The sequence below is a fragment of the Bacillus sp. SSR7 genome, assembly GCF_055902415.1.
This window is the reverse complement of record NZ_JBVVXV010000009.1, coordinates 83,648-97,014: the sequence shown is the minus strand read 5'-3', so window position 1 is coordinate 97,014 and position 13,367 is coordinate 83,648. Positions and strand designations below refer to the sequence as shown.

Annotated in this window: 10 protein-coding genes; 4 read left to right on the top strand and 6 right to left on the bottom strand. The window is 35.4% G+C overall.

The genetic code is table 11. The features are described 5' to 3' along the window. Positions 1 to 8: 8 nt before the first annotated feature. From treC to treR, 3 genes are all read right to left on the bottom strand, one after another. Entirely contained in the window at positions 9 to 1,670 is a 1,662-nt protein-coding gene (gene treC / locus AC0NJG_RS16960) for an alpha,alpha-phosphotrehalase (RefSeq protein ID WP_143880778.1), read from the bottom strand. A gap of 13 nt (positions 1,671 to 1,683) precedes the next feature. Further along, positions 1,684 to 3,111, bottom strand: a complete 1,428-nt coding sequence (gene treP / locus AC0NJG_RS16955; RefSeq protein ID WP_000513952.1) for a PTS system trehalose-specific EIIBC component — start codon at positions 3,109 to 3,111, stop codon at positions 1,684 to 1,686. A gap of 140 nt (positions 3,112 to 3,251) precedes the next feature. Then, positions 3,252 to 3,962 (bottom strand): trehalose operon repressor, encoded by a 711-nt coding sequence (treR, locus tag AC0NJG_RS16950; RefSeq protein ID WP_087953852.1) that lies wholly within the window; start codon positions 3,960 to 3,962, stop codon positions 3,252 to 3,254. Between the two features lie 449 nt (positions 3,963 to 4,411). On the opposite strand from treR, the gene AC0NJG_RS16945 reads away from it, so the two are divergent. Further along, positions 4,412 to 5,803 carry an amino acid permease gene (locus AC0NJG_RS16945; RefSeq protein ID WP_143880777.1) on the top strand — a complete coding sequence of 464 codons (1,392 nt, stop codon included), beginning with the start codon at positions 4,412 to 4,414 and terminating at the stop codon, positions 5,801 to 5,803. A 32-nt stretch (positions 5,804 to 5,835) separates the two neighbouring features. Here the strand turns inward: AC0NJG_RS16945 and AC0NJG_RS16940 are convergent, their stop codons facing one another. From AC0NJG_RS16940 to AC0NJG_RS16930, 3 genes are all read right to left on the bottom strand, one after another. Beyond that, positions 5,836 to 7,542 (bottom strand): putative bifunctional diguanylate cyclase/phosphodiesterase, encoded by a 1,707-nt coding sequence (locus tag AC0NJG_RS16940; protein WP_087953854.1) that lies wholly within the window; start codon positions 7,540 to 7,542, stop codon positions 5,836 to 5,838. A 479-nt stretch (positions 7,543 to 8,021) separates the two neighbouring features. Then, positions 8,022 to 8,360, bottom strand: coding sequence for a hypothetical protein (locus tag AC0NJG_RS16935; RefSeq protein WP_048552750.1), 339 nt, complete (start codon positions 8,358 to 8,360; stop codon positions 8,022 to 8,024). 30 nt (positions 8,361 to 8,390) lie between these two features. Next, entirely contained in the window at positions 8,391 to 8,609 is a 219-nt protein-coding gene (locus AC0NJG_RS16930; protein ID WP_000274348.1) for a hypothetical protein, read from the bottom strand. A gap of 303 nt (positions 8,610 to 8,912) precedes the next feature. Between AC0NJG_RS16930 and AC0NJG_RS16925 the strand changes: the two genes are divergently transcribed. From AC0NJG_RS16925 to AC0NJG_RS16915, 3 genes are all read left to right on the top strand, one after another. Beyond that, on the top strand, positions 8,913 to 10,442 hold the full coding sequence (locus tag AC0NJG_RS16925; RefSeq protein WP_429681204.1) for a cardiolipin synthase: 1,530 nt from the start codon (positions 8,913 to 8,915) through the stop codon (positions 10,440 to 10,442). A 127-nt stretch (positions 10,443 to 10,569) separates the two neighbouring features. After that, positions 10,570 to 11,463, top strand: coding sequence for an ATP-binding protein (locus AC0NJG_RS16920; protein ID WP_071725348.1), 894 nt, complete (start codon positions 10,570 to 10,572; stop codon positions 11,461 to 11,463). Between the two features lie 3 nt (positions 11,464 to 11,466). After that, positions 11,467 to 13,350, top strand: a complete 1,884-nt coding sequence (locus AC0NJG_RS16915) for a vWA domain-containing protein (RefSeq protein WP_087953857.1) — start codon at positions 11,467 to 11,469, stop codon at positions 13,348 to 13,350. Positions 13,351 to 13,367 lie beyond the last annotated feature (17 nt).

Genomic DNA, 13,367 nt, shown 5'->3' with positions numbered 1-13,367 from the left:
ACAACCTTTTATTTCATATATCGATATACAATTGATTCATATGGTCTTAAGTTAAGTTTTGTAATATCCTTACTGGAATCTTTATAATTCGACAGTAGTACTTCTTGTTTCATTCCATCTAATTGAACGTGCGCTGGTACAGAGTACGTTATTTCCTCTCCATAGAAGTTATTTATAACAAGTAGCACTTCACTTTCTGTAGTACGAGTATATGCCCAAATTTTAGGATCATTTTCATCCAAAATAGCATATTCTCCTTCTGTAATTACATCATACGTTTTTCGAAGTTCGATTAACTTTTTATAATGATAAAATACAGACTCTTTATCTTCTAGTGCCTTCTCTACATTTATTTCTTTAAAGTTTTCAGCCACTGAAATCCAAGGTGTACTTGTTGTAAAGCCACTGTTCATATTTTCATTCCACTGCATTGGAGTACGGGAGTTGTCACGAGATTTTTGTTTTAAAATCCCGATGATCTCTTCTTTTGGTAATCCTTCTTCCAGCTTTATATCGTATATATTTAACGATTCTACATCGCGATATTGCTCAATAGACTCGAATTTAGGATTCGTCATACCGATTTCTTCACCTTGATAAATGTAAGGTGTGCCCTGCAACATATGCATAGCTGTCGCTAACATTTTCGCAGATTCATTTCGATACTCTCTATCATCACCAAAGCGTGACACAATACGAGGCTGGTCATGATTACACCAGAATAACGCATTCCATCCCCCGCCCTTTTGCATTTCAATTTGCCAATTAGACATAATCTCTTTTAATTTAATAAAATCAAAATCAGCCTTTGTCCACTTATCACCATTCGGATAATCAACTTTTAAATGATGGAAACTAAACGTCATACTTAATTCATTACGCTCAGGGTTTGAATATTTAATACAATTATCAATTGTCGTAGATGACATTTCTCCAACTGTAATTACATCTTTCCCTTCAAAAACATTTCGGTTCATTTCTTGTAAATATTCATGCACACGCGGGCCATCTGTATAATATTTACGGCCATCGCTTGTCGCCATACTTCCATCATCATTTAAGAACTGTTGATCTTTTGAAATTAAATTAATAACATCTAATCGGAATCCAGTTACCCCTTTATCAAGCCAAAAGCGCATCATATCATATACTTCTTCACGAAGTTTTTCATTTTCCCAGTTTAAATCCGCTTGTGTCTCATCAAATAGATGTAAATAATATTGCTCTGTCTTTTCATCATATTTCCACGCAGACCCACCAAACTTAGATTGCCAATTATTTTTTTCATCACGCCAAATATAGTAATTACGATATGGACTATTTTTATCTTCCTTCGCTTCTTTAAACCACTTATGCTCCGTCGAACTATGATTTACAACGATATCAAGCATAATTTCAATGTTACGTGCTTTTGCTTCTTCTAAAAGCTCTTCAAACTCTTCCATCGTTCCGTAAGACGGATCAATATTGTAGTAATCACTTACATCGTATCCATTATCATTTTGTGGCGATTGGTATATCGGTGTTAACCAAATATAATCTACTCCGAGTTCTTTTAAGTAATCTAGTTTTTCTGTAACCCCTTTTATATCACCGGTTTCTTTATTGTAATAGCTATTAAAGCTCTTCGGATAAATTTGATAAACTACACTTTTATGCCAATCCTTCATGTTTAACTTCCTCCTACTTCTGTTTTACTCGTTTTGCAAATAACCACGTTAACGTAAATGGAATTACAACTGCGATAATCATTCCGACAATAAACATTGGAATCGATTTCGGAATGATAGAAATAAATGCAGGTAATCCGCCAATTCCGATAGCAGGTGCTAATACACCATTTAACGTAATAAATATGGCTGCCACAGCCGATCCTATAATCGCTGCATAGAACGGGAATTTATTTCGTAAGTTTACACCAAACATAGCTGGCTCTGTAATACCGAAATATGCCGAGATTGCTGATGTAGATGCCATACTTTTATCATTTTGATTTTTAGAAATCCAGAACATCGCAAGTGCCGCACTGCCTTGCGCAATGTTAGAAAGGGCAATCATTGGCCAAATGAATGTACCACCGTGTTGTGCAATTAACTGTAAATCGATAGCAATAAACATATGATGCATACCTGTAATTACAAGTGGTGCATACAATGCTCCAAACAATACTGCTCCAACTACTGGTACTGTTTCATATACACCTACTAATCCAGCTGTTAATAAATCTCCAATATGACGTGTAACTGGACCAATAATCCCTAGTGCTAACACACCTGTTACGACAATCGTTGTAATGGGTACAACTAACAATTGAATTGCATTTGGTACATGTTTCTTTAAGAAAATTTCCACTTTACTTAATACAAATGCTGCTACTAAGACCGGGAGGATTTGACCTTGATACCCTACTTTTTCAATTTGAAATAATCCTAAAATATCGAAGTACTCAATCTTTTGTCCATCTAAACCAGTTGCTGCTTTTCCGTAATCCCACGCGTTTAATAATGCTGGATGCACAAGCATTAATCCCATAACAATTCCTAATATCGGACTACCACCAAAACGCTTCGTTGCTGACCAACCGACAAGTGCTGGTAAGAATACGAATGCTGTATTCGCCATCATATTAATTAAATCCCAAAGCCCACTTAAGTTTGGATACACATCTAATAAATTTTTACCTTCAAAAAATAAGTCCTTCGCCCCTAATAGATTGTTAATTCCCATTAATAAACCAGCTGTTACGATTGCTGGTAATATCGGCATAAATACATCTGAAAATACTTTTACAAACTTTTGAGCTGGATTTAGCTTTTGGTTTCCAGAATCTTTTACATCAGCTACTGTCGCTTCCTTCATACCTGCAAGCGTTATCAATTCAGCATATACTCGATCAACATCCCCTGGACCGATTACAATTTGAAATACCCCAGCGTTATGAAACGCTCCCTTTACTAATGAAACAGACTGCAATTTATCGTTATCTATTTTACTTTCATCCTTTAAAGCGATACGGAGTCTCGTTACACAGTGCGCAGCTTGTTCAATATTGTCTTTCCCGCCAATATACTGCAACACTTCCTCTGCTGTTTTACGATAGTCTTTCCCCATATTCCCGTCCCTCTTTTCTTTTTTTGATACCGTTTACAATTACATATTAACTCGTATATATAAGTTAGTCAATACTCGTATATACGAGTTTGTAATTTTTTTATAAAAAAAGAGATGAAACATTATTACGTTCCATCTCCTTATTTTCTCCGCGCCACATCCGAAAAATGAAAAATATCTAAGCGGTGGCGGGATTCTGTATATTCGAACTGACTTCCATCATAAAAATGCGTAAAGTTTTTCACGACAACAACATAGTCTGTTCCATTTAAATCTAAATACTTTCTATCGTCCTCTGTACATGGCTGTACTTCAATTACTCTCTGCGAATAACTAATATGAAGACCTAGTTCTTTCTCAATATATTTATAAATGGACTGCGCTGCAATTTCACTCGTTAATCCAGGAATATATTCCGATACAAAATGATTAATATCCAAAATTACTTTTTCTCCATCAATATTCCTTACGCGTTTAATATGATCTATTTCTGTTTTCTCTTTCACATTTAATAGCTTTGCAACCTCTTTTGTCGCTTTTACTTTCTCCATTTCCACGACTTCTGTAATACAATGGCGTCCTAAACGTTCATTTTCTTCTTGGAAACTTACAATGCCACCAAAGTTGAACTCAATGTTTTTTCGCTTTAAAACAAAAACACCTTTTCCGTGTATTTTTTGAACATATCCACGTTCTTGTAATAAATCTACAGCTTTTCGTACAGTACCGCGGCTCGCTTCATACTGCTTCATTAATTCAGTTTCTGACGGGATTTTGCATCCCTCTTTTAATTGCCTATTATCAATAGAATTACTGATTTCTGTATAAATTTGTTCATACTTACTCATCATCTACAATAGCCCCTTGTCACCTTCTAGTTCTATATGTATTATATCATGCTACACTCTTCTGCCAATCTCTCACTTATTTTCCAGTATAGGAAAAATAAAGGTAAATATTTAATCTCTAAAACGTATTTTTATAAAAAAAATTTATATTTTTCTTTTCATTCAAAAAAACATGTAGTATACTAACTTCAAAATCAGAGGAGAAAGGGAGCAAAGAACTATGCTTACTTATACAACAATTGTAGTTACATTTGCACAAAAACATCATCATCATACGTAACCCTTGAAACCTAGCGGAAAAATTACGCGTAGGTACAAGGGTTATTCCCGTTGTACCTACGTTAGGCGAAGAGCCATGTAGGTATTTTTTATCTACATGGCTCTTTTTTATTGCCAAAAAGCTAGTAAAAATAGATGTTTAAGCAAATCTTACTACAAAGGAGTTAACAAAAATGGAAACGAAAAAATGGGGATTATGGGTTTTAACAGCTTTTGTTATCGGGAATATGGTTGGCGGTGGCGTATTTATGCTCCCAGCAAATTTAGCACAAGTATCGGGTCCAATGGGTTCTACACTTGCATGGAGTATTACAGGACTTGGCGTATTTATGATTGCACTCGTATTTGGAAATTTAGCAATCCGAAAGCCAGAATTAAAAGCGGGGCCACAAAGCTATGCTCAAGCGATGTTCCCTTCAAAAAAAGCAGGTAAAGTTGCAGGATATAGTATGGCATGGGGATATTGGGCTGCGAACTGGGCTGCAACAGCATCTGTTATTATTTCCTTTGCTGGATATTTATCAACATTCTTTCCAGTTTTACAAAGTAAGCAAATTCTCTTTTCAACAAACGGATTTTCACTAGAACTTGGAAAAGGATTAACGTTCCTCGTATGTAGCCTTATGTTATGGGGAATTCAATATATTCTTTCTCAAAATATTGATCGTGCTGGAAATATGAATCTTCTTGCTACTATTGCAAAAATTATCGGATTTACAATGTTTATTGTAATCACATTATTCATTTTCAATGCCTCTAATTTCGGAGATGGGCAAACATTTATGAATGAAGCAGGACAATCGATTTCGTTAGGTGGACAAATTAATTCAGCTGCTATCGCAACACTTTGGGCATTTATCGGTATTGAATCTGCTGTCATGCTTTCTAATCGTGCAAAATCTCAGCGCGATGTAAAAAAAGCTACGATTTTCGGATTAATTATCGCTCTTCTTATTTACATGTCAATTACTCTACTTACAATGGGAGCTCTCTCGCAAGATGCTTTAAAAGAGTCTCAAAAGCCATTAGTAGACGCATTAAATTTAGCAATTGGCAATAAAGGTGCATATATAATGGCTTTACTTGCACTTGTATCTTTATTTGGATCTACAGTTGGCTGGATCGTTGTTAGTTCAGAGGTACCTTACCAGGCAGCAAAAAATGGACTTTTCCCTAATTTTTTCGCAAAAACAAATAAAAAAGGTAGCCCTTCAAAATCATTATTTATTACAAATGTAATGACGCAAATTTTCTTATTCTCAACGATTTCTGGTACCGTATCAGAAGCTTATAATTTCGCTATCGTTGTAGCAACATTAGCTTATTTAATTCCATACCTTGTTTCTACGCTGTACCAATTCAAATTAGTTATTACAGGAGAAACGTATGATATACTGCCTGGCTCTCGAATAAAGGACGGGATCATCACTACATTAGCATTTATATACTCTATTTGGGTTATCAAAACGGGAACTGCTGATTTAAAAACGTTCTTCTTAGGAATCGGATTGTTCGTATTAGGTCTTATTCTTTATCCAGTACTAATGAAAAACTCCAAAAAATGAATTAAAAAAGAGAAGCTACCAGCTTCTCTTTTTTATTCAAAATTTGTAATTAACTTTTCTTTTAACTCGCCTACAGATAAAGGCTTCGCATAATAAAATCCTTGTACATAATCACACCCCATAGATTGTAATAAACTTTCTTGCTCTACTGTCTCTACCCCTTCAGCAACTACTGCTAAATGTAAGCTATGGGCAATTTCGATAACAGATTTTACAATCGTTCGCTCTGGCTGTGCATGATCATAATGAAATTCACGAATAAAATTACGATCAATTTTTACTATATCTAATGGTAATTGTTTTAAATAATATAAAGAGGAATAGCCCGTTCCGAAATCATCTAAAGCAATTAAAATACCCATATTTCTTAATTCTTGTAATGTAGCAATAATATAATCAAAATGACGAACAGCAATGCTTTCCGTTATTTCTAAAATTAAACGATTCGGTGGAAATCCAGTTCTCCTTAAAATGCTACGTACAGATAAAATAAAACGCTTTTGCATTAATTGTTGTATGGATAAATTCACAGATAACTTTAGTCCTTCTTCGTACTCTGGCAATGTTTTAAACAAGCGACATGACTTTTCTAATACCCAGTCTCCTAATTTTATAATAAGTCCAGATTCTTCAGCCACTGGGATAAATTCGCTTGGTGAAATAGGTCCTTCTTCTGTCAAACAACGCGCTAAAGCTTCAATACCAGTATATTTCTTCGTTTTCAAATCAATAATAGGCTGCAGTGCCACATCTAACTCTTCATCACGAATTGCCTTTTGCAAAGCAAATTCAATTTTCATTCTACGATTTATTTTCGCACGTAACTCATCTGTAAAGAAGCACGCTGCATTTCTTCCCTGTTCTTTCGCACTATACATAGCTAAATCTGAATTCTTCAATAGAGTTTCTATATCTTGTCCATCTTGCGGATATGAGCACAGTCCTAGACTAGCTGAAATGTATACTTCATGACCTTCAAGTATAAATGGCGCCTGAAAGCATGACAACACAGATGTCGCTAGCTGCCTCATCTCATCTTGTGTATGATTTTTTGTTAACAACACAAATTCGTCGCCACCCAGCCTAGCCAGAACATCTTTCTCTCCTAGCACATAATGCAACCGTGAAGCAACTTCGCTTAAAAGTAAATCTCCTATCATATGACCTAGCGTATCGTTTACTAATTTAAAACGATCCAAATCAAAATAAATCATACCAAACTCTCTTTTATCAGCAATTAATTCGTTAACAGTCGTTATTAATTGTAAACGGTTCGGTAAACTCGTTAAAGCATCATGATACGCAAGCTCCCTATAACGACTTTCGCTTAACCGTAACCTCTGTTCTGCTTCTTTCCTACTACTAATATCATTTCGGATCGCAATAAATTGATATGGCTCTCCTTTTTCATTTAAAAATGGAACAATTGTTGTTTTAACCCAATAATATGTACCATCTTTTGCTTGATTTCGAATCTCACCTCTCCATACTTTTCCGCTCAAAATACGCTTCCATAGCATTTGAAAAAATGTTTTCGGGTGATGTCCTGAATTTAAAATACGGTGATCTTTCCCTATTAACTCTTCTCGTGTATATTTGGAGATTTCACAAAACTTATCATTTACATATGTAATAAGACCCTTTCGGTCTGTAATCGCAACAATTGAAGACTCATCTAATGCTAACTTTAAATCTCGCAATGAAGATTCATATAATGCATGACCTCTTTGTTCTAGCATGCGCATCTCTCCTTGCTTCCTATCTGACTAAAACACAACTTGTTTCTTTTCATAGAAATAGAGATATTTCATTTCCTAATAATCGCCCTTTACATACATCACGTTTTGAAATATGCCGATTAAAATAACATAATATTATTTGTAATAAAAAGCAATATAATACCGTTTCAATTATACGTAGTAGTTTCTTATAGCTAACTCTATACAACTCTTCAAGAACATATGTATAAAGTGAAACTTTAATCAACCCTCACCAATCGAGCTTTTACGGGCAGTTGATCCCCCACCTAACTTCTTTGCTTCCACTGAATTTTGCGGTGGGGGTCTTACTGCCCGTTAATGCGTGATAAATTAAAATTATTATATATGTTTTTTGAATTATAATAACAAAATATTAACATATTTTCACCTTAATTTTGGAAGTATTTTATAAATAAATACCGTATTAAACAAAAAAAGAGGCTATCCTCTTTTTTTGTTTAATACGGATATGGTGTTTGTTGATACCCCGGATATGGTGTTGGATATGGAACTGGATATGGCGCTGGATAAGTTACTGGGTACGGTGCTGGATAGTATCCTCCACCTGCTGCACCCGTTAATGCTCCTGCTGTAAGCCCACCTAACACACCTCCAGCAAAACTTCCAGGGAAAAATCCACCGCCCCATGAGCCTCCACCCCAGCCCCATCCACCTCCGTGATGATGATGGTGGTAATCATGATGATTGTGCCCTCCATGGTGGTGATGTCCCCCATTATGATGGTGACCTCCATGATTATGACGATAATACAATCCGTTATTTTCTATATAATTCATGTTTTCCCTCTCCTTTTTCATGTTCGCATCTTAATAGGTATTGTATGAATAATACGGATCTTGTTGGTAACCTGTATAATAAGAATAATCCGAGTAATACGGATAACCATATCCACCATAACCAAACCCAGGGCTGAGTAAAGCACCTGCTACAAAACCTGGGAAGAAACCTCCACCAAAAAATGGGGAATGTCCAAAACCACCATGAAAACCACCGTGACCAAAGCCTCCAATTGGACGACCATACATTTTATTCATCCTCCTTTTCTCTTTAAAAACGTAACAATACACTGTATGTAGGACAAATGCGGAAAGTATGGGGAAACACCTACATTTTGTAAAAAACAAAAAACACTTTATAATAAAGTGAAACTTTAATCAGCCCTCACCAATCGGACTTTTATGGGCAGCCCGCCCACCGCCTAACTTCTTTGCTTTCTCTGAATTTTGAGGTGAGGGTCTTACTCCCCATTAAAGTGGGATAAAAATGTCACATTACATCTGCAATTTAGGAAGTCTATATTAAAGAAAGATTAGAGGAATTATATAGAAATGAAGAAACCTATTGTCCAATTACTATTAATATTTACAATTGTATCTATCGTTCTTTTCCTATTAAATACATCGTATATTTCGTTATATACATTTGTCGGCGTTCTCTGGTCCATCACAATTGTAGGAATTTCATTCGTTATTTTTATCGAAAATAGGTCTCCTCAAAGTACCTTAGCGTGGTTTTTAGTATTAGCACTTCTTCCCGTTGTAGGTGTACTTTTATACTCTATTTTCGGGCGTAGCCGTTGGAGAAGAAAAAAGCATCTCCATCGTTCAGAAGAACAAAGAAAATTATTCCGTGAAATATTAGAAGGAAGACGACTAGAGTTATCACTCAAAGTCCCATTAAGTGAACGCTCTGCCCATTTAACAGAAGTTGTACAAAAATTTGGAGGCGGGCCTGCCGCAGATAGAACAACTACAAAACTTTTAACAAACGGAGATCAAACATTTTCAGAAATTTTGCAAGCTATCGAGCAAGCAAAACATCACATACATATCCAATACTATATTTATAAATCTGATGAGATTGGTACAAAAGTCCGAGATGCTTTAATAAACAAAGCAAAAGCTGGTGTTATTGTACGCTTCCTTTATGATGGATTAGGAAGTAATACGTTAAGAAGACGCTTTTTAAAACCTATGAAAGAAGCTGGGATTGAAATTGTTGAATTTGACCCTATTTTTTCAGCTTGGTTACTTGAAACAGTTAATTATCGTAACCACCGTAAAATCGTCATTGTCGATGGGGAAATTGGTTTTACTGGAGGACTTAACGTCGGTGATGAATATCTTGGCCGTTCAAAAAAGTTTCCCGTTTGGCGTGATAGTCATTTGAAAATCGAAGGAAAAGCGTTATATAAATTACAAGCAATTTTTCTAGAGGACTGGCTCTATGCATCTAGTGGTTTGAAAACCTATTCCTGGGATCAATTTATGAATAGACAATACTTCCCAGGTAAAGAAATTTCAAATGCAGAAGGTGCTGTGCAAATTGTAGCAAGCGGACCAAGCTCAGATGATAAGAGCATTCGTAATACGTTATTAGCTATTATGGGCTCTGCAAAAAAATCTATTTGGATTGCTACACCATATTTTATTCCAGATCAAGAAACTTTAACATTATTACGTTTAAGTGCAATATCTGGCATAGATGTACGCATTTTATATCCTGGTAAAAGTGATAGTATTATTAGTGATCAAGCATCCCAGTCCTACTTCACTCCACTTTTAAAAGCCGGTGCCTCCATCTATAGTTATAAAGATGGCTTTATGCATGCAAAAATTGTACTTGTTGATGATAAAATTACAACAATCGGAACAGCAAATATGGATGTACGCAGCTTTGAATTGAATTACGAAATTATTAGCGTACTGTATGAATCAGAAACTGTTCATGATATTAAACGTGATTTTGAAGAAGACTTTAAGCATTCCACTGAAATTAAATGGAACGCTTTCCAAAAAAGAAGTATCAAAAAACGAATATTAGAGTCTTTTATGAGGCTCATTTCTCCTTTACTATAAGCAATCAATGTGCAATTGATTGCTTTTTCTTTTTTATTTGTCCCCTCCCCTTTTCTTTGCATACCATATTAAAACAAGTTATCATAAGATGTATTACTTTATGAAAATAATGTTAGGTGGGAAATACATGTTAGAACAATTTCATATACATGCTGATTTAAAACAACAGCTCTCTACAATTCACGAAAAGAATAAGCAAGAAGCTGGTGAAAATGCACATTTAATCGGTACAAAAATATATAAAGCATCTGATAACAGCATTATCGAAGATGCCATTACAGCACTTCTTCTTGGCAAAAACATTCTATTAAAAGGGCCGACTGGTAGTGGTAAAACAGTACTAGCTGAAACGCTTTCTTCTTTATTCCAAAAACCAATGCATAGCATTAACTGTTCTGTCGACCTAGATGTAGAAGGTATTTTAGGATACAACACACTACAAACGAAAGATGGCGCATCTGAAGTTGCATTCGTTAACGGTCCTCTTATGAAAGCAATGAAGAATGGTCATTTCCTATATATTGATGAAATCAATATGGCAAAACCTGAAACGTTACCACTTCTTCACGGTGCATTAGATTACCGTAAAATGATTACAAACCCGTTTACACAAGAAGTTGTATATGGTGATGACGAGTATCGCGTAATTGCAGCAATTAATGAAGGTTACGTTGGAACAAGTGAATTAAACGAAGCGTTAAAAAACCGTTTCGTTATTATTGAAGTTCCTTACATTCAAGGTGATACATTAAAAGAACTATTATTAGCTGAATCAAAATTAAATGATGTTGCAACAATTGAAAAGTTCGTTGCATTTGCAAGCGATCTTATGCCTTTAGCTCGTGATGGCCGCGTAAGTGAAGAAGCAGCAAGTATTCGTGGCATTATCGATGCATGTGATTTAGGTGTATATATTCCTGTTATGCGTGCAATTGAACGTAGTATTATCGCAAAATTAAACGATGAAACAGAACAAATGACTGTCCGTGAATTAGCAGAAAGTTATTTCTTTGAGGGATAATTCATGAGACAAATTTTTAGTGACAAAAAAATTGATGCGTCGCTGTTTCTACAAATGGAAAACTTAATGTATGCCCTTCTCAAAGAAGATGATGCCTACCTTGAGTATGGCTATAAAGCATACTACGACGAAATTGAAAAAAAGGTTGTCATTAGTCACTTTTGGGATGATCGAAAAGAAGAGGATACAGTAATCGGATTAAAAAGCGAAGTGTTTTTAAAAGCACTTGGTAATAAACATTACTCGGACATGACTTTAATTCGTTCTTATGCGATTGAATTACAAGAATCACCCTTAAAAAAGTTTTTAACACAATTATTTGTTCTATTAGAAGATTTACGTGTTGAGGAAATCGTAAAAAACTTACGCCCTGGCACAAAGCATGTTTTTAAAAGAAGAAAAGAAATGTATCGCAATTACTTCGGCTCACAAAATGAAATCAATCGTGTTCGTAACTATCACGGTGATCGTCTATTTTGTCTCTGCTATCTTTCATTAACGAGCGATAAATATGAAATGTTTAATAATGAATATTTCGAGCAAATTGAAGCTATTTTGCATGAAACATTCCAAGCTCGTAATACGGAAGATATTATGTATATCGTTGAGAAAATTCGCTATCGCTTAGAGGAGCTTCTTGAAAGTGATATGCTTAACAACTATTTCGGGCATGCACCGCTTTATTTATCTGTCATTGCAGACGAAAAAAACTGTCGCGTCGAAGATTTAGCAAATGATGATACGCAGCTTATAGATGACGATGAAAATAAAAACAAAATGGATGAAAGCTTCTCAACATGGCACCGTGAAAATAAAAACAATGAAAACGAGAACTTTTTACGCTTTGAATTAGAAAGCGGAACCAAAACAAATATGATGGGTGACACTGCTCGCGAATCAGAAGATGGCGACCAAGCACTTGGCTCTGTACAAGGTACTTCTCAAAAAAGTACACAATCTAACTTTGATGGTGCTGACACAAAAGAAGCAAGAGCTTCTCACGCTTCTAGTCAAAATGATGGTGCATACGGTAAGTATAACGTTGGTGCTTCTCATACATTTAAAGAAGCTCGCAAAGCAAATACCGATGAGAAAAAAGATTACCAAGCTATCAAATCAGTCGTTAATAAAGATGTAAAAGAATTAAAGAAAATTATCGAAAAAACGATTGAAAATAAAACGAATGCAAATAGTGATAAATATTACGGAAGACTTCGTAAGAAATTCCTTCGTATTTATACTGAAAAGCAGCCTCGCATGTTTTATAAAAAAGGGCAAGAATCACAAGAGCTCGACGTTGCATTCCAACTATTAGTAGACTGCTCTGGTTCTATGTATAACAAAATGGAAGAAACAAAAAAGAGTGTGGTCCTATTCCATGAAGCATTGAAATCGTTAAAAATCCCGCACGCTATTAGCGGATTTTGGGAAGATGCTTCTAGTGCTAAACCTGAAGATAAACCGAACGTTATCCATGAAGTTGTAACGTATAAAAACTCAACATTACCAAACGTTGGTCCCGAAATTATGCAGCTTCGCGAAGAAGAAGATAATCGCGACGGATATATTATTCGTATCGTTTCTGAAAAGCTTGCAAAAAGACCCGAAAAGCATAAATTCTTACTTGTCTTCACAGACGGTGAGCCTTCTGCGCTAGACTACCAACAAGACGGTATTTTAGATACGCATGAAGCTGTCAAACTTGCTCGTAAAAGTGGTATGGAAGTAATCGGAATTTTCATCGAAGAAGGCGAAGCGAAAGAAGCAACTTATCAATTAATGAAGAACATTTATAACCATCACTTCTTAGTTGCAAATCACGCTGAAGATTTACGTCTGAAGATTAAACCACTATTGAAAAAGTTATTACTGAAGACGATTGAATAGAAAAACAGGAGCGTTGC

Coding starts and splice junctions, on each gene's coding strand:
- treC (WP_143880778.1), bottom strand. CDS start 1,670: ATGAAGGATTGGCATAAAAGTGTAGTTTATCAAATTTATCCGAAGAGC.
- treP (WP_000513952.1), bottom strand. CDS start 3,111: ATGGGGAAAGACTATCGTAAAACAGCAGAGGAAGTGTTGCAGTATATT.
- treR (WP_087953852.1), bottom strand. CDS start 3,962: ATGATGAGTAAGTATGAACAAATTTATACAGAAATCAGTAATTCTATT.
- AC0NJG_RS16945 (WP_143880777.1), top strand. CDS start 4,412: ATGGAAACGAAAAAATGGGGATTATGGGTTTTAACAGCTTTTGTTATC.
- AC0NJG_RS16940 (WP_087953854.1), bottom strand. CDS start 7,542: ATGCTAGAACAAAGAGGTCATGCATTATATGAATCTTCATTGCGAGAT.
- AC0NJG_RS16935 (WP_048552750.1), bottom strand. CDS start 8,360: ATGAATTATATAGAAAATAACGGATTGTATTATCGTCATAATCATGGA.
- AC0NJG_RS16930 (WP_000274348.1), bottom strand. CDS start 8,609: ATGTATGGTCGTCCAATTGGAGGCTTTGGTCACGGTGGTTTTCATGGT.
- AC0NJG_RS16925 (WP_429681204.1), top strand. CDS start 8,913: ATGAAGAAACCTATTGTCCAATTACTATTAATATTTACAATTGTATCT.
- AC0NJG_RS16920 (WP_071725348.1), top strand. CDS start 10,570: ATGTTAGAACAATTTCATATACATGCTGATTTAAAACAACAGCTCTCT.
- AC0NJG_RS16915 (WP_087953857.1), top strand. CDS start 11,467: ATGAGACAAATTTTTAGTGACAAAAAAATTGATGCGTCGCTGTTTCTA.